Raw genomic sequence first — 26,421 nt, 5'->3', positions numbered from 1 at the left:
TTCATTGGAGCTGGTCCTGTTTTATAAACACACCCCTCCACCCCTCTCAACAGGGGAATCGCACGGGCCTGGTTTTACCTTTCGCCTTTTACCTTTCAGTTTTAACCTTATTGTTTATCCAATACATCTTCCGCAGCTTCGGCTACTTCGGGGTTGATGGTGTGCCTTTTGGGAAAGTTAAACAACCAGGAAGTTAATACCGGAATAATGAATAAGGACACCGTAAATATAGAGGTAACTATATCAGTCTTCTCACTCTCCAGCATTTTGGAAACAGGTGCCTCCGGGTAAAAATGCACATATATTGAAGACGATAATTTAATACCTAAAACACCGATCACTACAAAAGCAACAGTCTCTAAAAAGGTAAATTTTTCCATCAGCCTAACAAAGGTCTGGGCTACAAAACGCATGGCCAGTATGCCTATAAATACACCTATGTAAATTAAAACGATATGATCAGTAAAAGCTACTGCCGCGAATACGTTATCGATAGAAAAGGCCAGGTCCATCAGTTCCACCAAAGCAACGGTAGACCAAAAAACACCGAATACCCCTACTGTAGAGCGATAAAGCCAGTTTTTATTCTTGTCAACCGATTCCTCTCCTCCATCGCCATTAGCAGCCTGAATTTTACCTTTAAAATAGTCGAAAGCAAGGTATAGCAGGTATAAGCCCCCAATAGGTTTTAGCCACCATATTTTTACCAGCCAGGCTGCTAAAAACAAACAGACACCACGTAATACATAAGCGCCGATGATACCGTACCTGAGGGCTTTTTTACGTTGATGCGGAGGCAAGTCAAGCACCATGGTGGCCAGCACCGCGGCATTATCAACTGACAATAAACTCTCAATCACTATTAAATTTAAAATAATGAGCACGCCCGCTTTTAAATCGGGCCCTAAAATTGTGTGTAAGAAATCCATATTAACAGGTAAGGAATTAATGTCGGGTTAAATAAACTAAATTAAATCGGTATTGAGCATGCTTTTTAAAATATTGGCTTGCACATCTATATTACTGATATTCTCCAGGAAATTAATGTCAGATATTTTTTTATAATCGTCGGCCAGCAGGTTTTTAATTTCGGGCGGCATAAATGATTTCATGGCCGCGGCATTGCCTTCCAGCTTATCATTCTTATCTTTTAGCTCATGCATCAGCTTTTCCTTTTTCGACAAATTAGTTGAAAAATCGATGTTCGCAATTTTAGCTACATCCAAAAATACAAACAGACTGTCTGATGGAGAGTAAAGAAAATACCGGTCGGCATTCATAAACTTATACACTTCAATAATTTGATTGCCCGATTTTAATCCGCAATAAAACTCGGCTTTAAAATCATATTTACACAGCACGCCCATCAGTTTTCGCTGAATGGTAGCATACTCGTCAGTATAAACATCTTTGTTATTATAAGCGGTGAGTTCGTCCAGCAGCTCCGGTGTTATGGTATAAAAAAAGTCGGCAGCAAACCTGGAGCTAAAAGCGTTGATATTTTTTGAAAGCGGGTTATCCGTTAAATTATCAGATAGTACCTGGAACAATTTACGTAACGAAAGATTGACCTTTAGCGCCTGCCTTTGTTTTTCGAGGTTAAAATTGGCCTCGGTGTAAAATGGGTCATTCAGCTTATCAATCAGTTCCTTATTGATCTGTATTTCATCAAACACCAGGCTAATATTACTCTCGTTGTTCTTTTTAATTTTCCGGAGCAGGTCAATAAGGCTTTGGGTGAACTGCAGGTGAAACAGATCGAGCTTATTTACATCGAGCTCAGGATTTGTTTCAAACAACTTATGGATAACCTGGCTGCGCAGATATATTTTATAAATAACATCGTCGCCAAAAAAAACAGAAAGCAATTGCAGCTTACTGAGCATTCGGTTTGACTGATTTAAAATATTTAACCGGTTTTCATCCATCAACGGGCGACCTCGACTTTTTGATTAAATGCAAATTTACAAAATTATAGGTGATAAATAACAAAGGGGGCTTACCGCCAAGAGCTTGTTGAGGTATGACAGTCTTATTATATGACAACCATATTAAATATGTCATTGCGGAGCACGAAGCCCCCTCTAAATCTCCCCCAAAGGGGGAGACTTTTAAAAAGTGCTTTAAAGCCCTCTCCTTTGGAGAGGGTTGGGTGAGGCCCTTACCCGTTTGTTACCGTCTTTTTCAATTCCACTTCCAGGTTTTGCAGCTCGGTGTTGAGGGTTTTGCGGTTGGCAGTACCTTCATCATGGATGCGTTTTACCTCGGTAAGGGTTTCGATAAGGGATGCGGTTGTTTTTTTCAGGGTATCTAATGATACTACAGTTTTCTCATTTTCGCGAGCAACGTCAATACTGTTTTGTTTCAGCAGCTCGGCGTTCTTTTGCAAAATGGTGTTGGTAGTATCTGATATCTTTTTCTGCATCTCCACATTTTCCTTTTGCCTGTTTAGGGCAACGGCTATGGTCAGCTGGTTTTTCCAAACCGGGATGGTGGTTGATACAATAGACTGCGCTTTTTCGGCAATGGTGGTATTGTTGCTTTGCACTATGCGTATTTGCGCAAGCGACTGCATCATGATAAAACGTACCACTTTTAAATCGGCAAGGCGTTTATCCAGGCGGTTCACAAAATCGCGCAGATCGGCAATTTCATAATCGTTATAAGCTGTTGGGTTGGCATCCATTTGTGCCAGCTGCTCATTAAGCTCATTATATTTTAACTGGCCCGATATGATCAGCTCTTCCATCTGGTGAATGTAGCTTACATTGCTATCAAACATGGTTTGCAATGAGCTGTTATCTTTAAGCGAGTTAACCCGACCGGCCTTTATCTTATTGGTAATTTTATCAATGTTGTTAATTACCGTGTCATACTTTTGAAACAGTTTTTTAGTATCAAATACCAACTTTTTAACAAAAGGTATATGCGATATAAATGAAGTGAACGCGCTTTGGTTCAACTCATCCACATCAATATAATTCAGTTCGGTAAGCAGATCATTGATGAGCAAACCAACCTCGCCAGAGTTGTAAGTACGTACCGATGTCAGGAAATTATTACTGTACTTCTCCATGGAAGCCTGTACATCGGTACCATAGTTCAGGATGGAGTTAACATCCTTAGGGTCGAGGGCCTTAGCTGTTTCGCTGTATTTTTGTACCTCGGCCGATGAAATGTTTGTAAGGTCTACATTGCCTTCCTTGTCCAGCAGTTTTGCCGGAGTATTGGTAGAAGGAGCCGGATTAATATCCAGATTAACCGGTGTTATATTTAGCTCGTTATTGCCTGGTGCGCTTTCCATAATTCAATTATTGAAATACAATTATTATTTTAATGGGCACCGGATAACCATATCCATATCCCGGTGCCTGTTATTATTATAAATAGTTTTGAGTAACAGTTTTAACTGTTTCTTCTAATTTTCTGTCTTTAGTGGGCTCGCCAATGGCATTAAATTTCCATTCGCCATTCTTTTTATAAAATACGCCCATCACCATAGATACATGGCCCGCAAAACCGCTGCTGTTTGCAATATCATAGGTAGCAAATACTTCATTCACCTGTTTAGGCGAGCCCTCATAAATACGAATAGACGCAAACGGGATAGATGCAAAATCCTGCCCGCGGAAGCTGTTAAGCACAAAGGCCACATAACTTATGTTACTTCCAAGACCCGCAAAATCAACCGTGATCACTTCATTATCCAACCCGTCGTCACCAGCCATGTCGCCGGTTAAGTCGTCGCCGCTATGTTTAACAGCACCATCTTTTGATTTCAGGTGACCGAAGTAAACCACATCAATCAGCTGCTTATTATCATCATATAAGGCGCAGCTGGCATCAAGGTCAACAGCTTCTTTAGTAGCGCCAAAACCAAACAGGCCCTTCTTTTCAATAGCGCCCCAGTTTATACCTACGCAAACACTTTGTAATTTACTGCCATTACTTTTTTCGAGACTTATACGTTGTCCCTTTTGAAGATTGATTGCCATAGTTTTATTGGTATTTGGTTAAATAATCCTGCAGGCCGCCTTTCATGCCTACGCCTACTGCTTCAAACTTCCAATTGTTATCTTTTTTGTAGATCCGGCCAAACTCAACAGCCGTTTCTATCGAAAAATCCTCTTCCAGCTCGTATTTTAAAATATCGGTATTGGTAGCCGCATCAAATATCCTGATAAAGGAATTGCGTACCTGGCCAAAATTTTGTTTGCGGGCCTCCGCTTCGTGAATAGTTACCACGATGCATATTTCTGACACCTTTGCATCGGCCTTTGACAAGTCGACTTTTATTTGCTCATCATCGCCATCACCGGCGCCGGTTAGGTTATCGCCGGTATGTTCAACCGCGCCATCAGGCGATTTCAGGTTGTTGTAAAAAACAAAGTTCTCGTCAGATACTAATTTTTTATTATCGCCCAGTATAAAAACAGACGCGTCCAGGTCAAATGCACTGCCTGTTGAAGATGTATTGGTATCCCATCCCAGGCCGATGGTAAATTTAGGAGCATTAATGTTTTCCCGCTGACCTTTTTGCAAGTTAATTGCCATGTTGAATTAATTTATGATTGTTTAAAAATAGGTTTTCTTTTATAAAATTTAGGTTTTGGGTATAAGCCTCAATAGTATGATAACCGTTACCCAGGGCCATATCGTATAACAGGTTGATAAAATCATACGTTTGATCCTGTATAAAAATACAAAAACTATCAAAATCGTAATTTAAAATATACTTTACTATACGTGTATTGATAATAAAGCTACCGCTTTTTATAATGCCATCCAGATCAAAAATTGATTTTACCTGGTGATAATTTAAGTGGTTCTCGATATTTGGATGGATACTTTTATTGGTAAGCTCGGCAAAGTAAAGCATAAATATATCATTACCTAAACCATAGGCATTCACCATTTTCATGATCATACGTTCATGGCTGCCGGTAATTTTTATATCATCCAAAAACACCAGCGTTTTGTTTTGCAGAAAATCCTTATCAATATGAAACGAGTCGTTACCAATCAGATTTATCCTTTGTTCGGCATCCAGTTCGCCATAATCTTCTTTATAGGTTATGGTGCGGTGTACCTTTGTTTCCTGTACAACGGGATAGCTATGCTGGGCCAGCCAGCGGTTAAGCCGGCAAACAAACCAGGTTTTCATGGCAAAGGTAGCCGTAGGGATAAACGAATACGGGCTTGATATCACCACAATTTGCTGTTCAACAGGATTTACACACAAATGTTGATGAATAAAACCATCTGCCAGTTGGGTACCAAATTGTTTTGCAACAGCATCATCGCCAAACTTAAAGCGGCTATAATCATCGGGGTTAAACCCAAATGCCTGCGCGTTATTAATATGATGTAATGACCAGGTAGCGTTCATTAGCTTAATAATGTAAAAATGGATTGGTTGTTTGAGTTGATAAGCAAACTTTTTATGCCTGCCGCGTTTGCACCTTCCACATCAGCCTTAGGGTTATCGCCTATATGAATAATGCTGCTTAAAGTTATATCTTTTTCTTTATTGATCTGTTTAATATATTGAAGCATCAGGTTAAACAAGGCCGGGTTTGGTTTTGACATTCCCACCTCATCAGAGTACAGCTGAAAATCAAAGTATTTTTCCATCTTTAATTCCGCCAGTATCTTTTTTAATGTTGCTCCTTTAATAAAGCCGGTGTTGCTTAATATACTAAACGTACTGCCGCCTTTTTGTTTTAGACGGTCCAGCACCTCAATTGTTACAGGCGAGTATACTACCGGCAGGTAGTTAAACACCAGCGCCTCCATATCTGCATAAAGTTTACCCGCATCAATATCATTCAAATTCAGCTGATTATCATTGATCAAACTGACCACCATCAGGTACATCTCGTCCGCATCGATGTTTTTCCCGGTACTTTCATTAACCGCGTTACACATGAGGTCAACCAGCCTGAAAGCCTTTGCCACCTCCTCTATACTTTTATGAGCGGGATTAAAATCCCGGTGAAATATCCGGGTACGTTCCGCTTTAAAACCCGGGTTAGATTTTATCAGTGTAAGCCAAAGATCAAAGGAATAGTGCAGGTAGGACATGGTTCGTGGTGCGGGTTGCGAGGTTCGAGTTGTGTGGTGCGAGGGTCGGGTTGCGGGGGACATAAAGGCATACCATTTAAGCCCCGCAACCCGCACCACGCCACTACTTAATACTGTTTAAGTATTTCTAAAAAATTATCGGTTGTGTGCGGTTCGCCAAGAGCGCGAAATTTCCAGGTACCCTCTTTTCGGTATACTTCGGCAAATGTCATGGAACACATACCGTTGTAAGTTGAATCGCCCGAAAGACTGAACTTCGCTATTTCCTTGCCCCGGTTATCAACCGCACGGATGAATGCGTTTTCGACCATACCAAAATGCTGGCCATTTTTGCGGCCCTGGTATATTGCAACAATGAAAAGTATCCGGTCGAATTTTGGGTCGAGCGAGTCCAGCTTCACGATGATCTGCTCGTCGTCGCCATCTCCTGCTCCGGTGCGGTTATCGCCGGTAAGCCATATGTGGCCCGACGGGTGTTTCATAGAGTTGAAGTAGATCACATCGCCCTCATATAGACTTACCTTATTGCCATTGGGTTTTTCAAATGTACGCCCCCTATCGGCCACGCGGCCATTTTTATCTAACAAAAAAGCTATGGCATCAAGGTCATACTCAACCTCATCGCCACCGCTAAATAGCTTGCCTAAAAAACCGCCGCCGCCATTTTGTTTTACATCCCAGCCTAAACCAATGGTAACAGACGACAGATCGAAGCTTTCGCCCTGGTCGTTTTTACGAAGGTCAATAGTTTGACCTTTTACTAAATTTATTGCCATTATATTATTATTTAATAAGCCCCCTCTAAACCTCCGCCTGTAGGGGAGACTTTTTTTAAAAGCCCTCCCTTCCGGGGAGGGTTTGGGTGGGGCTTTTGATTATTTAATGATCTGTCCTTTAAAATATTTACTTAAAAAGAAGGCAAGGTCTTCCTTATATCCTACACCCGAAGCCTCAAACTTCCAGGCACCGCTGCGCCTGTATAAACGGCCAAACTCAATAGCGGTTTCAATAGAGAAATCTTCGCCCAATTCATATTTGCACACTTCGCTGCCGGTAAGGTCATCAATAATACGGATGTAAGAATCACGCACCTGGCCAAAGTTTTGCCTGCGCGGCTGTGCCTCATGTATGGTAACTACAAACAGGATCTCCTGAATTTTAGGGTCAACTTTGGTCAAATCAATATTAATGGATTCATCATCACCGCCATCGCTGTTGCCGCCTGAAGGATCATCGCCGGTATGGTGTACCGCGGTATCAGGCGAATCAACATTGTTATAAAAAACGAAGAACTCGTCTTCGGGTACAAACCGGTTGGCATCAATCATGATAGCCGATACATCCAGGTCAAAATCATAACCTGTGCCTTCGTTTGGGTTCCAGCCCAAACCAACTGTCATTTTAGACAGTCCGATATCTATTTTTTGTCCTTTTTGAAGATTAATAGCCATGTTAAAAATGTTTATATAAAGACATGCAAACCGCTATAATGTTACGGAAATACATGTGTATTTGCCTTAATTGCGGCCCGAAATATTAAACTAAGATATATGTTTTTTGATTGCGATATATGAAATAAAAATGAAGGAAGAGCCCCCTCTAAATCTCCCCCAGTAGGGGAGACTTTTTGATTGCTGTTAAGCCTCTCCCTTCCGGCTATCGTATTTACCCGTTTTTTGGATATAAAAGTGTTCTTTACATCTAAATAAAATATGTAGCTTCCGAAGAAGGATTTGGGTAGGACCGCTTTTATTATTACCTGATATTCAACACATTTGTATAAAACCTGCAAATAAATTATGGCAAAGCAATTACCTCAGTCAAATGCCGAACTGGTTACCGGGTACATTCAAAACCTGGATGCCCCGGTTGCCGGAATTGTTGAAGCCATCAGACAGATCATACTGAGCACCGATCCTGAAATTGGCGAGGAAATAAAATGGAACGCGCCAAGCTTTCTGTATACCGGCGAAATGAAACCCTTTAACCCTAAAGAGTACAAAAGGCACATCATTGTGATGAACCTGCACAAACGCATCCTACTGGTTTTCCCGAGCGGCGCTAAGGTTAATGACACGTCGGGCTTATTGGAGGGTGATTATGCAGACGGCCGCCGGCTTATATATATAAAAAGTATGGATGACCTGAAAAGCAAGGGGGCCGGGATAAGGAAGGTTATAAAGGATTGGCTGGCGCTGGTAGAAAAATAAAGCTTTATGCACCTTTTGGTTTCTTTTCCCGTTTTACAGCCGAAACAGATTTGGTAATAGTTTTACCCTGCACAATTTGCCGGGGATCTTTAACCTTTTTAAGGGAGTTGATCCAAGCTTCCTGTACAAGTTGGGTGATATATGCTTTGGGGAAATCGGCTGTATTGTGTACCAGGATATACCTGTACTGGTTACCGTTGCCTATCAGCAATTTTTCGGGATCAGCGAGCTCGGCACCCCAGTAAAACCCGAAATGTACATTGTTACTCGTACGGCCAACGGCAATGGAACAAAAGATATGACCTACTTTTTCTGTAGGCGACCAGCCAAAAGCAACAGCGTTATAATTATCGTAAATGAGCTCATTGGCTTGCGGATACTGATCCCACACAAAATCACGCAGCCATAATGCCATTTCCTGCACATCTGCAGCAAATGGAGCCAGAAATTTTAAAAGATCGGCTTTTTCTTCCTTTGGCATATGAGTACTAAAATTACCAATTTAATATGCGCACAACAAATATCAGGAAGTTAATGTACCAAACTTTATGCAAAACGCTATTGTCGCACATTTCAGAACATCAGGTGGCGGTAAATGGTTACAACTGTACTATTGTTTCGAGCATTGCCCCTAAGGAAGCCAAAATAGATTTGACTACGGTTTTTCCATTCACAATCTGTTTGTAATCATTAACCTTTCTCAGCGAATTGATCCACGCATCTTTTAAAAGCTGGGTGATATAGGCTTTGGGAAAATCATTTATATCCTCAATCTGGATATACCTGTACCGCTTACCATTACCTGTCAACAATTTTTCGGGATCGGCAAGCGCGGCTCCGTCATAAAACCCAAAGTATATGTTGTTATTCGTTCTGTCTAACGCGATGACACAAGAAGCATGCCCTACCTTTTCTGTAGGCGACCATCCTAAAATAATGTTATCATGATTATCAAAGATAAGCTCGTTAGCTTGAGGGTACTGGCTCCATACAAAATCACGCAACCACAGCGCCTTGTTCTGTACTTCGTCAGAAAATGGGGAAATAAGTTTTAACAGGTCCACTCGATCTTCTTTTGCCATACCTATCTGGGTTTAGAATGTGCATAAAGAGGGGAATGTAAACATTTAAAGAAAATAATACTACTAAAAGTTAATAATGTATACTTAAACGGTAAATTATTTCATAGTTTTATCCGCTCATAGTAATATTCCGGCCCGTCTGCTGCAAGGGGTATCGATCCAAAAAGCGTCAGTTTTGAGGAATCGATCCTGAAATATACAATGCCCGATGTGGTATCACCATCATAAATAATGCGGCTTGCAATTTGTTTGTTTGCTGCCGTAGCCTTTATAATAGTATAAGTACCGCTTTTTTCCAATACGCCTTTGGTATAGCGCTTATAGTCACTATTTGTAAAACTTAAAATATTCCCGTTACCTGGTTTGTTGGCACTGGTGTCGGCTGCTGCCACGCAATAGCAGGCGGCGCCCCTATACTCCCAGCTACCATTAAGACCAGCGTTGTTTTCGGCATCTTTTTTACAGCCTATCAAAACGGCCAAAATACTTATGAGTAATAGCTTTTTCATGAACATTAAGGTTTATAAAAATGATACGTTGGTAACTATACAAATGCTACAATATTTTTTTTGCAGAATGCCAGCAAATTGTTATCATCGTACCCACCTAATACTTTAACGCTAACGATGAAATATAACCCATCCGTAACAAAACTGCTTGGCCTTTTACTGGTCATTTTTACTTTACCAAGCTGCGAGCCTGAACAACCGGGGAGCTGGAAGAATGAAAACATAGCCAAAAGCGATCGGGAAAAATTCCACCGGCTTAACGATGAACTGTTTAAACAACTGAAAGTTAATAATGAAAAACAGTTGGAATACATCATGTCGAAAGAGTTTATTGATGAACCAGGCAAAGGGAGGAAAGTTGAACTGGTAAGCAACAGGGTTAAAGCCGCCAGCTATAGCCTGCTTGATGAGTATTATGTAATAAACCGTTATAAAAATAATGATACCATAAAAACAGGCACCAAAGGCATTAACAGCTATACATTAAATTATATCGGTACAACCCACCAAATGTACATGGCATTTTTTATTCCGAAGGAAGGTGCCAATAAAGATATGATCACCGCTATTTACTGCAAATATGATTATGGATGGAAGCTTAGTAACCTTGAGGTAAGCCGATACACTATAAATGGCAAAACCGGTCCTGAACTTCTCGAGCAAGCTAAGGCGTATTATGATAAAGGCTATTTGATAGATGCATTAAACACGGTTGAATCGGCTATATACTGTAACCGCCCAAGCGATGTATGGATCTATGATCATCTCGGTGCGACAAGGGATTTATATGACAAGCTATTGAAGTCAACCATTGAACATTACAAATTCCCGTTAGTTATTACACAGGTTGCCACTCATCCACGCATTATCAGGATATCTAATCAAACCACTCCTGAGGGAGATTTCCCAATGATCTATTACCTGTCGTCCATAAAATTAAAAGATACTACAGCCATAAAGCACGAAAACGAGGCGATCAAAAAAGTAATAGATAAAACTTTGCCGGGAATAGATAAAGACAAAAAATACGTACTATACTCCGCTTTTAACGAAGCCCCAAACGGTATAAAAACAGTTGAACATTTTGATATGACAGCAAAGTTGAAGTAGGGGCCAGTTCAGGTTTCTGCCTGTTCAAGCGTCCTCCGCTTGAATAATTGTTGATGTAAGCGTCCACGCTTACCTTTTTTAATAATTATTTGTGTAAGCGTGGACGCTTACACTGGTATAAGTTCAAGCGAAGGACGCTTGAACTGGCGGTTAGCTAAACGATAAAGCACCTGTAGATGTACAGGGGCTTTATCGTTTATTTAACCGCTCGTTATCTACAACCCATCAAAGGCAAATGTTTCTTTAACCAATGGTTTCCTTGGCAAAAGATCGGGCCTTATGCTTGTTTGATATACAAACGATGCTACAATAATCGCGGCCTGTTTAAGGTCGTCAATTTGCAGGTGGTCATAGCTATCCATATTGCTGTGGTGCGTTCTGGTTTCATAATCAATAGGATCCTGTATGAACTGAAAGCCGGGTATCCCCGCCCAATCAAACGACAGATGATCTGTAGAACCTGTGTTTTTCAGTGTAACCGTACTGGCTCCCAGATCATGGAACGGCGCAAACCATTGCTCAAATATGGGTTTCATGGCTGTATTGTTTTGTGCAAATATCCCCCTGATCTTACCCGTACCGTTATCTAAATTAAAATAAGCCGATACTTTGGCCTGCTCCGCTTTCACGGTACCTTTTTCGGCATCCATAAAATGGTTTTTTGCATAATTGTATGAACCGTAAACACCCTGCTCTTCGCCGCTCCATAAGGCAATGCGTATGGTACGTTTTGGTTTTAAACCCAATGAATCAAGCAAGCGAACTGCTTCCATCATCACAATACAACCTGCAGCGTTGTCGGTAGCGCCGGTAGCGGCCGACCATGAATCCAAATGTCCGCCCAACATTACCAGCTGCGATTTTAATTTACGGTCAGTCCCGGGTATCTCGGCAACAACATTATAGCCTTTGTTATCTTCGGTAGAAAGCTTTCCGTTGATGTTTAGCGCTATCTCTACCGGGTGGCCCGATTCTATCAGTCTTTTTATTTTTAAAGCATCCTCCAATGCCATACTTACCGAAGGCACACTTTCGGGGTTAGTAAGCTTATAACCCGAACGCGCCTGTACAAAAACAGTTCCGTTAATATTGGCCCTGCCCGTATTTATGATCCCGATAGCACCAGACTGTTTAAACAATATACTCACCTTGTTTAACATTTTAAAGGACGCCAAAAATTGCACTATCAGGTCATGGTTAACCATATAAGTGTCCTTCATATCGGCAAGTTCAGCATCTGTGAGGCGTTTGGCCGAGGGTTTAAAGTTGTCGGCAGTGTTTATTGGCCCTCCTGCTACTAAAATAAATTTGCCCTTAAAATCATTCAAATGCTGGCTTATGTAGGTAGTATCCCTTGATTGCGCCTGTGTAAGTAATATCACCGGGGCTTGCTGCAGGCCATTGGTATTGGAACTCCATGGGTCGGGGTAAGCCATTACGGGTTGCGCGTATGGCACTTTCATCATCACGCTAAAATCCTGTATCTCCCAGTTTTTACCAAACTGGCCCCAGGGCTCCAGAGTGGCATTAACCAGTCCCCATTTTTTCATGGTTTCAACCGCCCACTCAGCGGCCCTTTTAAAACCCGGCGAACCGGTAAGTCGTGGCCCCGAAACATCCGTAAGATAATGCGCGATATGGGGTATGTGCGAATCTTTCAGTTCCGCGTTCCTGATCCTGCTGAAAACAGCAGTATCAACAACCTCCTGCTGTGCAAACAGGCTTGTACTGCTTAACATGCACACGGCAAATAATGATTTTAAGGTAAGGTGCTTCATAGTGGTTTAATTAATGCAACAATATTTTTAAAGCTAAATTATTGTTGTGGTAATTACAAGTAATGTTTGGGCTGATGACTATATGGGCCTATTGCAAAACCACAGTAAGCGGGATGTTTGCAGCGCGGAAGGGGCTAATAATAGTTATAGATTATGCTGCTTTCTTGATATATTTAATTATTAATCATTTCCTGCGCCTATGTCATCTTTTATTTTCTACCTTATTGTTTACCCTATATTGCTGTTCAGCAGTATGTTTATAGGCCGACGAACAGCTATCCGGTCGCTGAAAAAGAAGCATCAATGGAAACCTACCGGGCTCGAAAGCGGGCTAATGGGGTTTTATGCGCTATTGATATCCTTTACGCTGGTACAATCGGGCAATCATGCCAGTGAAAGAAATGCCATGATCCATACCATTGCCGACGATATGTCTGAAGTGTTGCGGATATCCACTACCTACGAACCGGGGCTTCATGCAAGGGTTAAGGCACATTATGCCGACCTTTATAAGATCATCAAAACACCGTTTGGATACAGCAGTATAGAGGTTAGTAACAGGATAAGGAAAATAGATAAACTTGACGACTCGCTTGACCGGGAGATGTATCAATACATAGCGCAAAAACCGCAAGCCAGGGAAAGCATCATCAAATTACTGGCCAAAACCGACAGAATGGAGTCCATTTATTATCGCCTGATGCACTCTTATAACGAAACCATACCCCAAATGATCCTGCTGATACTGGTGCTATTCTCCATGTTTATTGGTTTTCTGATAGGCTTTGTCGAAAAGTTTTATGACAACCATGTGCACATTATTCCCATAACCTTTGTAGTGATCAGCGTGATCATCCTTAACGTGATCCATGATCTGGATAACCCCAACATTGGCTTTATAAAACCCAATTTTAATGATATTACAGAAGTGATGCAGAGTTTTAAAATTGAAACTAATTAGATGCTGATTACTGTCAGCTTTTATCGCCGCTTATTATTTTAGAAATAATTCCTCTTTCCGCGCCGGCATCAGCAATCAGCACCCCGCCTATATGTAATATAATGAAGATCACCACATAATAAATCGATTGTACGTGAACAGCGGCCATATTATGTTTCAGGTTTTCAGGACCGTTTTGTACCATAAAACCGGTAAGCAGCGATACGGCAAGCAGCGTATAGAAAACAATATATACCCAACCTTTAAATTTATCTTTAGGGGATGTTTGCTTAGAGAAAGGGTTTTTATAAGCCACACCCTGTATGGCAAGAAGCACTATCCGGAGCACATAGAGGCCAATCATGGTATAACCGGCCCAAACGTGCCAGCGCCACATGGGTTTCCTTACCGCTTTACCTATAAGCGCGGCGTCTTTAGTATTTATCTGGGTACCCGACTTATTTAAGTTTTGCTGGATAATTTCGCCCATATGATCCTTGTTCATCCATCCTATCCGTAAAAAAACAGTAAGCAATATAAATAATACGGTAAATGCAATTGCCCAGTGAATGAGCCGGTGAGCGAGATTGAACCTTTTTTCTCTCATGATTAAATAAAATGTTATTGTGTCTTATCAGCAGGGCCTCTACACCTGATTATCTGTAGATATGACGCTTATTTCATGGTAACCGTTGCCTATCAGATAATATTTTAAAAAAGTGGATTAGTTAGCTGTTTACTGTAAAAGCCCGATACAAGCATAATGATGTTTACTTGCTATCCAAACTTTTGATGAATGCCACAATATCATGACTTTCTTTCGCGGTAAGGTTAAGCTTATCAAAAGGCAGCGTTTGATTCTCCATCTTTATACCCAGGCCAGTACCACCGCCTTTGTTGTAAAAATCCATCACCTGTTCAAGGGTTGTAAACACGCCGTTGTGCATATATGGCGCCGTACGCGAGGCGTTACGAACCGTGGTAACTTTAAAGGCATTTTTAAATGATGGTGTTTGCACAATATCATACCGGCCCCGGTCATCATCAATTACATGTGCCTTTGCATAGGGTGGTACACCTATCACTTCGCTTTCCATTTTAATAAAACGAGGCGGCAAGGTTCCGTTAAACAGGGGCATATAGTGGCAGGTTCCGCATTTGGCCTTCCCCATAAACAGGTTAAACCCGTTCACTTCATCGCGGTTCATGGCCAGCTTATTACCCCGCATATAAGCATCAAACCGGCTGTTTAATGCGGTCAAACTGCGCACGTAAGAACCAAGGGCGTTTCTTACTTCAAGCGTATCAATAGCGGTCCGGTTTTTTGCAGCATAAGCAGCAGCAAATAGTTGTCGGTAGGTTTCATTTTGCCACAATCGTTTGGCGGCATCGGCCAGCGAGCCGTGCATTTCGTCTTTATTTTGCACTACAGTACTTACCTGGTCTTCCAGCGTATTTGCCCTAAGATCATAAAACTGCGAGGGTTGCAGGGCCGCGTTCAATAAGGTAGGGGTATTACGCCTAAGCAGTTGTTTACTGCCGATAATGGTATTTTTGATAAGCCCGTCGGTAAAAGCTTTTTCGGGCTGATGGCAGGAACGGCAGCTCCTTGTACCGGTACCGGACAGCACCGGATCTGAGAACAGCATTTTGCCCAGTTCAATTTTTTTAGGTGTAACGGCGGATGCGGCATCGGGCGTATAGGCATTTACATCAAAAGCATCAGGGTCAAAAAGGGTTTCGGCATCCTGGCGTAATAAGCGGTTATACCTGATCACGTGGATCTTTAAACGCTGCTCCAGTTGGGTAATGCTCCTGGTTATGGGGTTGCCAAACCGGGTGATAAATTCGGCCCGGTTAAAAGCATTAAAACCTGTATTTTTTTTCAGATAACCAATAGCCGCATCCAGTTGCAGCGCCAGGTCCGTTGCCCGGTGGTCATCAGCGCCATAGTGACCCATTACAATTTTAAGGCTTTCCAGGCTCACGGCGCTTTCGGCCATGCTCTTTTGCGTAAGCGGATCATCAAAACCCGCTATACCAAGTGTTAATATCCTGAACACTTCCAGCTTGGCGGCATCAAACACCTGCCAGTCAAAAATATCAATATTGCTAAAATAGGTTTTGTACCTGTTACAACCGTTTTGCAGTATCCTGAGCTGCTGCAACACATCTTTTTTGTGGCCGGCATCATATTTAGGGAACAGGTAGCCTTCTATTACCTGCAAACCCGCGGGTTCAAACACCTGCCTGCTGCCCATTTCTACCTCGGGTACCGGGGCGCCGTTTACCGCCCTTGTGGTTGCCGGATCAAAATACTCGGCCGCCCATTCCAGCTTTTTATAGCGGAGGCGTGCCTGTAAAAACAATTGCTGCAGTTGCTTTTCGTTAGGTTTGCTACTTTCCACAGCCGGCTGTAGCTTATTATTTAAAAACGCCGAAAAATCATTTACCTGTACCAATAAGGTTTGTGCTATCACTTTTTCAGGAGTTTGCCTTTCCTGCCCGTTTGAAAATAACGTGTAACCGGCAATAGATATTAATACGATCAATATAAAAGCAACTTTCCTCATTCAAAATACAGAGGCCTTTTACAAATACAAGGCCGGATAAAAAATACAGGGACAGCTCATAAAAGCTGTCCCTTTGTTTTATATTTTATGGGCAATTATTCCCGCCGGGAACAATGCTGTTTTATTTACTGTAAGCTTAAAAGGCAAACGCGTTCAGCATCGGGTTGGCGTTTTTGTCGCGATCGGTAAGTGGTTGCAGACTCCATCTTTTTTCGATAAACGACAGGATGCTCAGGGTTTCATACTGGGTATGATCAACATATCCCTTTTTAGCAAACGGCGAAATAATAATGGCTGGTACACGTGTGCCCGGACCCCATTTTTTATCAATTACCGGCGGTGCAACATGATCCCAGAAACCACCGTTTTCATCGTAAGTAATAATGATTACAGCATCCTTGCCATTTGGCCCGTTAAGCACATCGTTTATCAGTTCAACCGTATGGCTTTCACCGGTTACCACATCTGAATAACCCGGGTGCTCATTATTGATACCCAGCGGTTTTACAAACGACACACTTGGCAGCGTACCATTTTTGGCGGCCTCTACAAAACTTGTCTCATCTTTTAAGTGATCTTTTTTGGCCTGGGTACCATCGGCATATTTGGCAAAATAAGCAAACGGCTGGTGATGGAACTGGAAGGTTGCTGCAGGGTGCCCGGCAAGGGCATCGTCCCAACCGCCCGAGTACCAGGCCCATGATATGCTTTTATCGCTCAGCCTGTCGCCAATGGTAGGCATGGTTTGGTTAGGTATCAGTGTTGCCGCATCGGCACTTGCGGGGTGCGGCGCGTTAACTGTATAGCTGGTATTTACCACATAGCCATCGGGGGTAACCGCGCCATCGGTAATTACATTGCCAGAGCCATCTAACTTGGCAACCATAGCGGCCGGTGCATTTGGAAACACAGGACTGGCCGCCGCGATAAGCCATTGATGATTTAAAAAAGAACCGCCAAAGGCGCTGTGGAAAAAGTTATCGCACAGGGTATATTTTTGAGCCATAGTTAACAGCAGCAATAAACTGGTTTTATAATAGCCCATAGCCAAACCTTGTGAGGTATTGTATGCGGCAAATTTATCCATCTTGCCACCGTCAATCTGTATCTGCTCCTGGTAATAGCGGTGCAGCACATCAGGGGTTTCATGATCTGAGGGGATATACTGATCTATATTAAAATAATTGTTAGGCAGGTTAGTAGGAAAGGCAGAAGTGCCCGAAATTGCGGGCAAGGTGGCGTAAGTTGTTCCGTTTACATCAACCTGGGTTGTATTGGCAGCGGTAGCGGCCGATAATCCCGCGGCCCCGACAAACTGGCCATACAAATTATCAAAGCTGTGATTTTCCAGATAAATAACCACCACGTGGCCCACCTTATTTATATCACCCTCAGCTACAGGTGTATTTTTATTTTTGCAGCCGATATAGGCAGTGCATAAAAGCAGGATACCCGCAGCGGGTGCCAGTAATACACACGTTTTAAACAAGCGCGATTTGCTTTTTGTCATGATAAAAAGGTTTTTGTTTTTGTGTAGATTTTAACCACAAAAAACAACCTTTGGCATTAATAGGATATTAGATTACGATAATCATTGTGTTAAGGGGGTGGTAAATTGCTTGTCCCCGGTTTCTGTAGTCTCCGCCTGTTCAAGCGTCTACGCTTGAATAATAACTTGGGTAAGCGTCTACGCTTACATTTGCCTAAACCCTAACATAAGCGTGGACGCTTATATTAATATAAGTTCAAGCGTGGACGCTTGAACTGGCGGGGTTATTAATTCCCGGGCTCATTGCAATCGTTCAACTAAGTCCTTCAAATACATGCCTACCCCCGCTAAACTTAATCACCTGATAATGAATTTATTTTCGCCCAACGGCAATAAAAAGCAATCGATTGCGAAAAAGTTTGTGTTTTGACCTTCTTAATGCCTCAAATTAATCAATTATTTATCTTTTATTAATTCTCCGCTATTGTTTTGTATTCAATTATAAACCGATACACTATCTCTTTTCCGCCCATTGGCATTGGTTAGTGTACCAAATCAACCGAGCAAAACCATGTACCATTATCACCCTTACCCTCCGTAGGTATGCTGCTGCAACGCACCTACTATTTACCTAACCAGGTAACCAACTAATTAAACTTAATCATTAAAGAGAAACAGTATGAAAAAACTTAGATACTTACTTATAATAATTTTTCTTTTCCCGCTCAGTTTGCTCGCCCAGCAAACCACCATCGGCGGAAAAGTTATAGACTTAACTGATGGGTCTACACTTCCGGGGGTAAGTGTAAAAATTAAAGGAACCACCACCGGCGCCATTACCGATGTGGCCGGAAAGTTCCAGCTTACCGTACCCGGCCCCAATGCCATTTTACAACTATCATACATTGGCTATGTAACCCAGGAAATTGCCGTTAAAGACATTAAAGATGGTACGATAGCTTTAAAAACCACCAATAAAAGCCTTGATGAGGTAGTGGTTGTAGGTTATGGTGTACAAAAAAGGGCAACCATAACCGGTTCTATATCAACACTTCAAAGTAAGGAAATCACCACAACAAAAAATGAAAGTGTTGTGAACATGCTAACCGGTAAAATACCAGGCGTACGTATAGTTCAAACAACCGCCGAACCGGGATCATACGCTAATAATTTAAATATCAGGGGGTATCAGGGCTCGCCATTAATTGTAATTGATGGTGTAATTGGCGGCGACCAGTCGACCATAGGCCGTATGGACCCGAATGAAATTGAAAGCATTTCAGTGCTGAAAGACGCTGCCGCATCCATATATGGTATGAGGGCCGCCGGTGGTGCTATTTTGATCACCACTAAAAAAGGATCAAAAAACGGAAAGATCAACATCAATTATTCGGTAAACGATGCCATCCAAACTTTTTTAGGGATGCCCCAGGGTGTAAACGCTGTAGATTTTATGATGTTAACAAACGAGAAAGTTAAACGCGATTTCGCCAATAATTTTGTGAACAATATAACCCCGCAGTTTTCATACGCCGATATGAAACCCTGGATTGATGGCACTTACAAATCGGCCGACTGGTCAAGTCTGGTTTTCAAGAAAACAGCAACCCAGATACAGCACAATTTAAATATTGATGGGGGGACTGAGAAAATAAGCTATTTCTTCAACTTTGGTTATCAAAAGCAGGACGGTGTTTTTAAAACCGGAGATTTAAATTATAACAAATATAATTTCCGCTCAAATGTTACTGCTAACATAACAAAAGGATTAAGGGCACAGGTATTAACATCGGCCTGGATGGATGAGAAAAACCAGCCTTTTACCGATGAATGGACCGTTTATAAGTATACCTGGAACCAGATACCTACAAAACAGATATATGCTAATGACAATCCATTATACCCTGCTGTAATGGATGATAACATGAACCCTTCTATCGTAACCGATGCCGACAAAGTAGGCTTCAAGAGGTACAGGAATAAAAACATTACCAGCCAGTTAAATTTACAGTATGATATACCCGGCGTAACGGGATTGAGTGCCAAGGCTTTGTTTAACATTGATTATGGCGTTACCGACAATAACCAGATAAAAAGATCATATACCTTATATACTTACAAGGCCGATGACGATTCGTATATACCAAGTGTGGTAAATTTACCCTCGGGCATAACACGTCAATACTATACCCACTTAAATACCTTAAGCCAGTTAACATTAAATTATGCGCATACATTTTTAGAGAACCATAATATAACGGCTATGGTTACCTATGAGCAAAGCCATGAAACTGCCGATAATTTTAATGCTTACCGGGATACTGAGATTCCTGTAGATTATTTATTCGGGGGCTTGCAAAACTCAAATATGGCGGGCGGTATGGACGCCGGTGCTTTGCAGGATCGTGCGCACAGAAGCATCATAGGCAGGTTCAATTACGATTTTAAAGGCAAATACCTTGCGGAGTTCAGCTTCCGTCGCGACGGTAATAACCTGTATCAGCCGGGGCCCGATCAATGGGGCTTTTTCCCGGGCGGATCAGTAGGCTGGGTTATATCTAAAGAAAGCTTTTTCCGCAACCTGATCTCCGAAAACATCGTGTCTAACTTAAAGCTGAGGGCCTCTTACGGACAAACAGGTGATGAGGCAAATGCACCTGCATTCAATTATGTTAACGGTTATACCTACCCTATAAACAGCTATATTTTTGGCGCCGGAGCGGTAAACGGATCGGCCCCCAAATTGGGTAACCCGGGTTTAACATGGTCTGTAAATACCATCAAGAACATAGCTATGGATTTTAGCTTATTTGGCGGAAAAGTAGATGGTACTATAGAAGTTTTCAGAAACGACAGAACAGGATTACCAGCCCAACCTTCGGTAGCCCTACCTGGAACTGTGGGTGCAGCCGTACCGCAGATCAATTATAACAGCGACAGGGTGCAGGGTTTGGATTTTAGCTTATCGTACAGAAACACCTTTGGCCAGGTTGGTTTAAACCTTACCGGTAACATAGGTACTACCCGCTTAAAAAATCTAAATGTACTTCGCGGCACATCAGGCAACGAATATTCAAACTGGAAAGAGAACCAAACCAACAGGTATCAGAATGTTTGGTGGGGCCCCGAATATGCCGGACAGTTCACCAACTATAACCAGATATACAATTATGGTGTTAACACAGGCGGCGGCAATAACAATGTGGTGCCTGGCGACTATTATTACAAGGACTGGAACAATGACGGTGTTATTGATGGCAAGGATGATCACCCTATCGCGACTACCGATATTCCCTTATACAACTATGGCTTAACTATTGGCTTAAGTTATAAAGGGTTTGATATGAACATGCTTTTACAGGGCGCTGCCGGTGTTTATGTACAATACGGCGAGCAATTTGCAGAACCGCTAATGTATAACAGAAGCGCGTTAACCCGCTTCCTTGACAGCTGGCATACAGCCGATCCTTATGCCAACGTTTTTGACCCCAACACCCAATGGGTACCGGGATTTTACCCTGCCATGGGTTCGCCGATAGCAAAGGGTACAAAAGCTATACAAAATGCGAGCTACCTGCGTGTAAAAACCCTTGAATTAGGTTACACCTTATCTCCGTCAGTTTTGAAAAGCATCGGCGTTAAAAAACTCAGGGTATATGTAAACAGCTACAATCTGTTAACATTCACGGGATTAAAGAATTACGATCCAGAGCACCAGGGCCCTAACCCAAGAGATAACGGTGATTTCGGCAGAGCTTTAGGCGGATACACCTATCCAATGAACAGGACTTTTAATCTGGGAGCTAACGTTTCCTTTTAATCTATTGACAAATGAAAAGTATACATAAATTAATTATAGCGATATCTATAGGTGTAGGGGCCTCGGTAACTTCCTGCCAGAAGTTAAATATTCCTCCAACCAATATAGTTACCCCCGAAGTGATATACAGCAGCGAGGCTGGTGTCAGGTCATTTTTAGCAACCATATACAGAAATTTACCTATCGAGGATTTTAAGTACAGGCCAGATGGCGGTGAGGATGTAAACGTAAATGGTGTTGTTTATAATCACCCAGGTTTTAACCCCGGTAACCCCTGGATGAATTTTTATACCTCGGCCTCTGTTATCGGCGAAGAAGTAGGCCCCTTCGGTGGCATGGATATTGGTAACGGCTTTGGTTACTGGCCTTATGGCGATATCAGGAATGTAAATACGCTGATAGCCGAATTACCTAAGCACGTTGCAGCACTCACCCAGCCAACCGTAAACGCGCTTTTGGGCGAAGCCCATTTTTTAAGGGCATACTATTATTTTGGTTTGGCCAAGCGTTATGGCGGCGTTCCTCTCGTAACCGTTCCGCAAGATCCCGGCGCACCGCTGTCAACACTCCAGGTACACCGCGATAAAGAAGAGGCTACATGGGATTTTATTGGAGCAGAGCTTGATCTGGGTTTCCAAATGATGCCAGAGTCAGGTGATGCCGGCAGGGCTAACAAATACGCTGCAGCCGCTTTAAAATCAAGAGCATTGCTGTATGCAGCGTGTGTTGCTAAATACGGCTCAGTAAACTTTGTTGACGGGCAGGCACGTTCATTAGGTTTAGTAGGTATCCCGGCCAGCAAGGCGGCTACCTATTTCAAGGCTGCATATGATGCCGCCAAATTATTGGAAGGTCATTATTCGCTTTACAATGCCAACTCAGACAAGGTACAGAACTATGCCGACCTGTTTTTAAAGGCCGGAAGCCCTGAAAATATTTTCATCAAACAGTATTCCATTGCTAATAATACCGCCCATAGCTGGGATGCAACCATGTCGCCACGCTACATGACAGCCAATGCGCTCTCACGTGCATACCCAACGCTGGATCTGGTACAACTATGGGGAAATTTGCCTATAACCAATGATGACGGTACGCCAAAACGTTTCAATAACCGCGCAGAAATAATGCAGGGACTTGAACCCAGGCTGCTGGCTACAGTTTATTTCCCCGGTGCAACTTTAAGAGGGCTCACCTTTGATATGCAAAGAGGTATCTATCCTTCTTTTAGCGGCACGGCTGCTGCAGAGGTTGCCAAACAACCAAACTCACGCTCCTACATACTTGCAGGCGATACAAAAACTTTGTACCAGGGCAAACAGGTGATAGGCTTTACAGGTCCATGGACCGGCGGCGACGAGTTAACCCGCACCGGTTTTTATGTACGCAAATATGTCGACTACAATAAACCCCAGGCAAGTGTTGACCTGTACAGAAGCGAGCAGCCATGGATAGATATGCGTTATGGTGAAATATTATTGAACCGTGCAGAAGCTGCTATGGAATTAGGTAACCCGTCTGACGCATTAACTTCCATTAACCAGATCAGGACAAGGGCTGGCGCAACACCTTACGCTTCTATTGATCTGGATAAAGTTCGAAAAGAAAGGCGCATGGAGCTTGCATTTGAAAACCAGTACTACTGGGATTTAAAAAGATGGCGCATTGCTGATGTAGTGTTGGATCGCGCGCATTTTAAAGGGCTGATGCCGTATTACGTGTTTAATGAAAATAAATACATTTTCCTTGCCGAAACCGAGCTGTTTAACAGGGAATATACTTTCCAGAAGCAATTTTATTATGAGGGAATTCCAGGTGGCGAAATTGGAAAGAACCCTAACCTGCTCCCTAATAATCCTAATTATTAAGAATTTAAAATTTAAGTTATGAAAAAATTGATCGGCAGAATTTTGGTGGGCGTAGTTATACTGGCCAGTTCTGCATGCACAAAAACAGACAATTATGACGGACCGAATGCCTCTCTGCAAGGCAATATAATTTCCTCTGAGGGTGGCAATTTACCAACCTCTGGCAATAGCACCCAGATTAGGCTTCAGCAAATAGGCTGGACCGCTCCGCAAACTATCCCAAGTAAATTTGACGGCACATTTGAGGATACCAAGCTGTTTAAAGGGGGCTATAAGGTTGTACCTACGGGAGGCGCTTTTTGGCCTGTTACAGATACGGTAGTGGTAAATATTGATCAGGACAGTAAACATGATTTTACCGTTACACCTTATATCGTCATTAAAAACTTCACCTCAAGTTTAACCGGCACTACCTTAACCTTAAAGTTTGATATTACCGCGCCTGTTGCCGCCGGTTTGCCAACTATTAAGGATGTACAGCCCTATGTAAACACAACCAAACTGGTAGGTACCGGAGCGTCAATAAGAGACTTTTCGGACCTAAATTTAATAGCTATCAATAAACAGTTTACAGACATGACAGCTGCCGAAAAAACGATAACCTTAACTATTCCTAACCTTATTCCCGGCCGCACATTTTTTGTACGAGCCGGAGTACGTTTAAGCGATAGTTTCAACAGTTCCAATTTTTCGGAAATAATACAGGTAGATATTCCTAAATAATTAACCTAATCAAAAGGAAAATGAAATTCATTAAAACAATGATGGTATGTTCCATCTTCATGATAGGCCTGGCAATAACTGCCTGTAAAAAACAAGTATATACCTCACGTGATACTTCGGGCCTTAAACCGCCGCCTGTTGACACTGTTGCCCCGCCGGCTGTTGACCCCACGCTTGTAGTGTTTGACAATGCCGACGCAAAGGATGGATGGCAAACCGTAGGCGATCCTAATATTGCTACAACCGGCCAGAAAGAAGGAACCGGCTATCTCAAAAACACGATAGCTAATGGTTCCGATTTTATGCAGTTCATTAAGGATTTGCCAACACCACTTGATACAAAACTTAATGAAACTAATGGACAGTTTAAGTTCTGGTGGTATATATCGGATGTGTCCCTGCTTAAAGCTGATGGCTCTATCGAGATCACAAGTTCAGGAAAGTCGGATGCCTTTGAGTCGGCCTGGGATGTAGCGCCGTTAATACCAACCTTAAAAAATGGCTGGAACGAGGTATCGCTTAATTTTAGCACAGCCATAAAAACAGGAGATGGCGGGGCAGATTATTCGGCCATAAACCACTTCCGTTTATTTTTCTTTACCAAAACTAAAGATCATGCCGATCTGGTGACCGGAGTAGACGACTTTGTATTCAGGGCCGCACCTGCGCCACCACCGGTTGAGTTTGACAATGCCGACGCAAAGGATGGGTGGCAAACCGTAGGGGATCCTAACATTGCTACAACCGGCCAAAAAGAAGGCGCAGGTTATCTCAAAAACACCATTACAAACGGCAACGATTTTATGCAGTTTATAAAAGATGTGGCTGCACCGGTTAATACATCCTTTACCGAAACTACCGGCAGGTTCCAGTTCTGGTGGTATGTATCGGATGTTTCACAACTTAAAAATGATGGATCTATTGAGATCACCAGCTCTGGAAAATCAGATGATCACGAATCGGCCTGGGATGTGGCCCCGCTTATACCATCCTTGAAAAATGGATGGAATCTGATAACGCTCGATTTTGACAAAGCCAACAAAACAGGCGATGGAGGAGCCGATTATGCAGCGATCAATCACTTCCGCATCTTCTTCTTCACAACCGGGAAAGATCACGCCGATCTTATTACCGGCATTGACGACCTGAAGTTTATATCAAAATAATAACCTTTAATATAATACCGGCGGAGAGAAACACCGCCGGTATTTAAAAACAAATAGTATATGACCATAAAAAAAATGTTAAAAGTATTTGCAGGTAAAGCAGTGCTGGCCGGTTTATTCGCATTGCATATAAGTTGCTCTAAAGCCCAGGAAAAAACTACTGAAAGCCCCGCTCCCGGTAACCCGTTCATCACTTCCATGTACACTGCCGACCCGTCGGCACACGTATGGGCCGATGGCCGGTTGTACGTGTATGCATCGCATGATATTGCCCCCGCACGCGGATGCGACCTGATGGACCAGTACCATGTTTTTTCGACCGATGATATGGTGCACTGGAAAGATCATGGCGAGATACTGCGTGCCAGCCAGGTTTCATGGGGCAGGCCCGAAGGCGGCTTTATGTGGGCGCCTGATTGTGCCTATAAAAACGGCACTTATTACTTTTACTTCCCTCACCCCAGCGATACCAAGTGGAACAGCAGCTGGAAAATTGGCGTGGCCACCAGCAAAAGCCCTGCAAGCGGTTTTACATCACAGGGCTATATAAAAGGCCTGGAACCAATGATTGATCCCTGCGTTTTTGTTGACGATGACGGACAGGCTTATTTTTATTATGGCGGGGGCGGCACCTGCAAAGGCGGTAAGCTTAAAGATAATATGGTGGAAATTGATGGTGAAATGAAACCTATGGAAGGGCTTAAAGACTTTCACGAAGCCAGCTGGGTACACAAAAGGAACGGTATCTATTACCTGTCATATTCAGACAATCATGACGTTGCCGGTAAACATAACCAAATGAATTATGCTACCAGCAAAAGTCCGCTGGGACCGTGGACCTACCAGGGCATTTATATGGACCCAACCGACAGCTTTACCAACCACGGTTCTATTGTGCAGTTTAAAGGCCAATGGTACTCGTTTTATCATACCAGTGCACTTTCGCACGAGGATTGGCTCAGATCAGTTTGTGTGGATAAACTGTATTATAATGCCGATGGCACCATTAAAAAAGTGATACCAACAGAGCGTATTAAAAAGTAAGCAACTCACCATGTTATTATACCCC

The 26,421-nt window shown here is 42.6% G+C and carries 24 protein-coding genes; 8 read left to right on the top strand and 16 right to left on the bottom strand.

The window, feature by feature from the left end; all coding sequences use genetic code 11:
• Positions 1-107 precede the first annotated feature (107 nt).
• The 9 genes from M2273_RS21265 to M2273_RS21225 form a co-directional block, all read right to left on the bottom strand.
• Positions 108-929: a TerC family protein gene (locus M2273_RS21265; RefSeq protein ID WP_429399784.1), complete on the bottom strand. Its 822-nt coding sequence runs from the start codon at positions 927-929 to the stop codon at positions 108-110.
• A gap of 36 nt (positions 930-965) precedes the next feature.
• Complete coding sequence (locus tag M2273_RS21260) at positions 966-1,886, bottom strand: hypothetical protein (protein WP_429399783.1); 921 nt, start codon at positions 1,884-1,886, stop codon at positions 966-968.
• A 275-nt stretch (positions 1,887-2,161) separates the two neighbouring features.
• Positions 2,162-3,304 (bottom strand): toxic anion resistance protein, encoded by a 1,143-nt coding sequence (locus M2273_RS21255; RefSeq protein ID WP_429399782.1) that lies wholly within the window; start codon positions 3,302-3,304, stop codon positions 2,162-2,164.
• A gap of 76 nt (positions 3,305-3,380) precedes the next feature.
• Positions 3,381-3,995 (bottom strand): TerD family protein, encoded by a 615-nt coding sequence (locus M2273_RS21250; RefSeq protein ID WP_429399781.1) that lies wholly within the window; start codon positions 3,993-3,995, stop codon positions 3,381-3,383.
• A 4-nt stretch (positions 3,996-3,999) separates the two neighbouring features.
• Positions 4,000-4,554 (bottom strand): TerD family protein, encoded by a 555-nt coding sequence (locus M2273_RS21245; protein ID WP_429399780.1) that lies wholly within the window; start codon positions 4,552-4,554, stop codon positions 4,000-4,002.
• Complete coding sequence (locus M2273_RS21240) at positions 4,544-5,389, bottom strand: phosphoribosyltransferase family protein (protein WP_429399779.1); 846 nt, start codon at positions 5,387-5,389, stop codon at positions 4,544-4,546. The genes M2273_RS21245 and M2273_RS21240 overlap by 11 nt, the downstream gene beginning before the upstream one ends.
• Positions 5,389-6,147 carry an HAD family hydrolase gene (locus tag M2273_RS21235; protein ID WP_429399778.1) on the bottom strand — a complete coding sequence of 253 codons (759 nt, stop codon included), beginning with the start codon at positions 6,145-6,147 and terminating at the stop codon, positions 5,389-5,391. The genes M2273_RS21240 and M2273_RS21235 overlap by 1 nt, the downstream gene beginning before the upstream one ends.
• Before the next feature lie 44 nt (positions 6,148-6,191).
• A complete protein-coding gene (locus tag M2273_RS21230) occupies positions 6,192-6,860 on the bottom strand; it encodes a TerD family protein (protein WP_429399777.1) in 669 nt (222 codons plus the stop codon).
• Between the two features lie 99 nt (positions 6,861-6,959).
• A complete protein-coding gene (locus M2273_RS21225) occupies positions 6,960-7,535 on the bottom strand; it encodes a TerD family protein (protein WP_429399776.1) in 576 nt (191 codons plus the stop codon).
• A 348-nt stretch (positions 7,536-7,883) separates the two neighbouring features.
• On the opposite strand from M2273_RS21225, the gene M2273_RS21220 reads away from it, so the two are divergent.
• Positions 7,884-8,294 (top strand): DUF1801 domain-containing protein, encoded by a 411-nt coding sequence (locus M2273_RS21220; RefSeq protein WP_429399775.1) that lies wholly within the window; start codon positions 7,884-7,886, stop codon positions 8,292-8,294.
• Between the two features lie 4 nt (positions 8,295-8,298).
• Here M2273_RS21220 and M2273_RS21215 read toward each other — a convergent pair whose 3' ends face one another.
• The 3 genes from M2273_RS21215 to M2273_RS21205 form a co-directional block, all read right to left on the bottom strand.
• A complete protein-coding gene (locus tag M2273_RS21215) occupies positions 8,299-8,775 on the bottom strand; it encodes a DUF1801 domain-containing protein (RefSeq protein WP_429399774.1) in 477 nt (158 codons plus the stop codon).
• 118 nt (positions 8,776-8,893) lie between these two features.
• Positions 8,894-9,376: a hypothetical protein gene (locus M2273_RS21210; RefSeq protein WP_429399773.1), complete on the bottom strand. Its 483-nt coding sequence runs from the start codon at positions 9,374-9,376 to the stop codon at positions 8,894-8,896.
• Positions 9,377-9,477: 101 nt separating this feature from the next.
• The gene (locus M2273_RS21205) at positions 9,478-9,885 is read right to left on the bottom strand and encodes a hypothetical protein (protein WP_429399772.1); all 408 of its coding nucleotides are present in this window, start codon (positions 9,883-9,885) and stop codon (positions 9,478-9,480) included.
• A gap of 117 nt (positions 9,886-10,002) precedes the next feature.
• Here M2273_RS21205 and M2273_RS21200 point away from each other — a divergent pair, with 117 nt between their 5' ends.
• The gene (locus M2273_RS21200) at positions 10,003-10,995 is read left to right on the top strand and encodes a hypothetical protein (protein WP_429399771.1); all 993 of its coding nucleotides are present in this window, start codon (positions 10,003-10,005) and stop codon (positions 10,993-10,995) included.
• A gap of 215 nt (positions 10,996-11,210) precedes the next feature.
• Here the strand turns inward: M2273_RS21200 and M2273_RS21195 are convergent, their stop codons facing one another.
• Positions 11,211-12,773 carry a M20/M25/M40 family metallo-hydrolase gene (locus M2273_RS21195; RefSeq protein ID WP_429399770.1) on the bottom strand — a complete coding sequence of 521 codons (1,563 nt, stop codon included), beginning with the start codon at positions 12,771-12,773 and terminating at the stop codon, positions 11,211-11,213.
• 199 nt (positions 12,774-12,972) lie between these two features.
• Here M2273_RS21195 and M2273_RS21190 point away from each other — a divergent pair, with 199 nt between their 5' ends.
• Positions 12,973-13,734, top strand: coding sequence for a hypothetical protein (locus M2273_RS21190; RefSeq protein ID WP_429399769.1), 762 nt, complete (start codon positions 12,973-12,975; stop codon positions 13,732-13,734).
• A 13-nt stretch (positions 13,735-13,747) separates the two neighbouring features.
• Here M2273_RS21190 and M2273_RS21185 read toward each other — a convergent pair whose 3' ends face one another.
• The 3 genes from M2273_RS21185 to M2273_RS21175 form a co-directional block, all read right to left on the bottom strand.
• Entirely contained in the window at positions 13,748-14,320 is a 573-nt protein-coding gene (locus M2273_RS21185) for a cytochrome b/b6 domain-containing protein (RefSeq protein WP_429399768.1), read from the bottom strand.
• 163 nt (positions 14,321-14,483) lie between these two features.
• The gene (locus tag M2273_RS21180; RefSeq protein ID WP_429399767.1) at positions 14,484-16,286 is read right to left on the bottom strand and encodes a cytochrome-c peroxidase; all 1,803 of its coding nucleotides are present in this window, start codon (positions 16,284-16,286) and stop codon (positions 14,484-14,486) included.
• Between the two features lie 136 nt (positions 16,287-16,422).
• Positions 16,423-17,796: an alkaline phosphatase family protein gene (locus M2273_RS21175; RefSeq protein WP_429399766.1), complete on the bottom strand. Its 1,374-nt coding sequence runs from the start codon at positions 17,794-17,796 to the stop codon at positions 16,423-16,425.
• A 658-nt stretch (positions 17,797-18,454) separates the two neighbouring features.
• Here M2273_RS21175 and M2273_RS21170 point away from each other — a divergent pair.
• From M2273_RS21170 to M2273_RS21150, 5 genes are read left to right on the top strand one after another with little or no spacing between them, the layout of a single operon-like run.
• The gene (locus tag M2273_RS21170; RefSeq protein WP_429399765.1) at positions 18,455-21,595 is read left to right on the top strand and encodes a SusC/RagA family TonB-linked outer membrane protein; all 3,141 of its coding nucleotides are present in this window, start codon (positions 18,455-18,457) and stop codon (positions 21,593-21,595) included.
• A gap of 11 nt (positions 21,596-21,606) precedes the next feature.
• The gene (locus M2273_RS21165) at positions 21,607-23,463 is read left to right on the top strand and encodes a RagB/SusD family nutrient uptake outer membrane protein (protein ID WP_429399764.1); all 1,857 of its coding nucleotides are present in this window, start codon (positions 21,607-21,609) and stop codon (positions 23,461-23,463) included.
• Between the two features lie 18 nt (positions 23,464-23,481).
• The gene (locus tag M2273_RS21160) at positions 23,482-24,186 is read left to right on the top strand and encodes a DUF3823 domain-containing protein (RefSeq protein ID WP_429399763.1); all 705 of its coding nucleotides are present in this window, start codon (positions 23,482-23,484) and stop codon (positions 24,184-24,186) included.
• Between the two features lie 20 nt (positions 24,187-24,206).
• On the top strand, positions 24,207-25,352 hold the full coding sequence (locus M2273_RS21155) for a hypothetical protein (RefSeq protein ID WP_429399762.1): 1,146 nt from the start codon (positions 24,207-24,209) through the stop codon (positions 25,350-25,352).
• A gap of 60 nt (positions 25,353-25,412) precedes the next feature.
• On the top strand, positions 25,413-26,396 hold the full coding sequence (locus M2273_RS21150) for a family 43 glycosylhydrolase (protein WP_429399761.1): 984 nt from the start codon (positions 25,413-25,415) through the stop codon (positions 26,394-26,396).
• Positions 26,397-26,421: the final 25 nt, after the last annotated feature.

This window comes from Mucilaginibacter lappiensis (assembly GCF_050433765.1).
GTDB classification, from domain to species: domain Bacteria; phylum Bacteroidota; class Bacteroidia; order Sphingobacteriales; family Sphingobacteriaceae; genus Mucilaginibacter; species Mucilaginibacter lappiensis_A.
The sequence above is the reverse complement of the archived record's forward strand: the minus strand, read 5'-3'. Positions and strand labels throughout refer to the sequence as shown.

Coding starts and splice junctions, on each gene's coding strand:
- M2273_RS21240 (WP_429399779.1), bottom strand. CDS start 5,389: ATGAACGCTACCTGGTCATTACATCATATTAATAACGCGCAGGCATTT.
- M2273_RS21190 (WP_429399769.1), top strand. CDS start 12,973: ATGTCATCTTTTATTTTCTACCTTATTGTTTACCCTATATTGCTGTTC.
- M2273_RS21220 (WP_429399775.1), top strand. CDS start 7,884: ATGGCAAAGCAATTACCTCAGTCAAATGCCGAACTGGTTACCGGGTAC.
- M2273_RS21215 (WP_429399774.1), bottom strand. CDS start 8,775: ATGCCAAAGGAAGAAAAAGCCGATCTTTTAAAATTTCTGGCTCCATTT.
- M2273_RS21165 (WP_429399764.1), top strand. CDS start 21,607: ATGAAAAGTATACATAAATTAATTATAGCGATATCTATAGGTGTAGGG.
- M2273_RS21200 (WP_429399771.1), top strand. CDS start 10,003: ATGAAATATAACCCATCCGTAACAAAACTGCTTGGCCTTTTACTGGTC.
- M2273_RS21175 (WP_429399766.1), bottom strand. CDS start 17,796: ATGACAAAAAGCAAATCGCGCTTGTTTAAAACGTGTGTATTACTGGCA.
- M2273_RS21235 (WP_429399778.1), bottom strand. CDS start 6,147: ATGTCCCCCGCAACCCGACCCTCGCACCACACAACTCGAACCTCGCAA.
- M2273_RS21225 (WP_429399776.1), bottom strand. CDS start 7,535: ATGGCTATTAATCTTCAAAAAGGACAAAAAATAGATATCGGACTGTCT.
- M2273_RS21195 (WP_429399770.1), bottom strand. CDS start 12,773: ATGAAGCACCTTACCTTAAAATCATTATTTGCCGTGTGCATGTTAAGC.
- M2273_RS21245 (WP_429399780.1), bottom strand. CDS start 4,554: ATGGCAATTAACTTGCAAAAAGGTCAGCGGGAAAACATTAATGCTCCT.
- M2273_RS21160 (WP_429399763.1), top strand. CDS start 23,482: ATGAAAAAATTGATCGGCAGAATTTTGGTGGGCGTAGTTATACTGGCC.
- M2273_RS21250 (WP_429399781.1), bottom strand. CDS start 3,995: ATGGCAATCAATCTTCAAAAGGGACAACGTATAAGTCTCGAAAAAAGT.
- M2273_RS21205 (WP_429399772.1), bottom strand. CDS start 9,885: ATGAAAAAGCTATTACTCATAAGTATTTTGGCCGTTTTGATAGGCTGT.
- M2273_RS21260 (WP_429399783.1), bottom strand. CDS start 1,886: ATGCTCAGTAAGCTGCAATTGCTTTCTGTTTTTTTTGGCGACGATGTT.
- M2273_RS21210 (WP_429399773.1), bottom strand. CDS start 9,376: ATGGCAAAAGAAGATCGAGTGGACCTGTTAAAACTTATTTCCCCATTT.
- M2273_RS21185 (WP_429399768.1), bottom strand. CDS start 14,320: ATGAGAGAAAAAAGGTTCAATCTCGCTCACCGGCTCATTCACTGGGCA.
- M2273_RS21150 (WP_429399761.1), top strand. CDS start 25,413: ATGACCATAAAAAAAATGTTAAAAGTATTTGCAGGTAAAGCAGTGCTG.
- M2273_RS21230 (WP_429399777.1), bottom strand. CDS start 6,860: ATGGCAATAAATTTAGTAAAAGGTCAAACTATTGACCTTCGTAAAAAC.
- M2273_RS21255 (WP_429399782.1), bottom strand. CDS start 3,304: ATGGAAAGCGCACCAGGCAATAACGAGCTAAATATAACACCGGTTAAT.
- M2273_RS21170 (WP_429399765.1), top strand. CDS start 18,455: ATGAAAAAACTTAGATACTTACTTATAATAATTTTTCTTTTCCCGCTC.
- M2273_RS21155 (WP_429399762.1), top strand. CDS start 24,207: ATGAAATTCATTAAAACAATGATGGTATGTTCCATCTTCATGATAGGC.
- M2273_RS21180 (WP_429399767.1), bottom strand. CDS start 16,286: ATGAGGAAAGTTGCTTTTATATTGATCGTATTAATATCTATTGCCGGT.
- M2273_RS21265 (WP_429399784.1), bottom strand. CDS start 929: ATGGATTTCTTACACACAATTTTAGGGCCCGATTTAAAAGCGGGCGTG.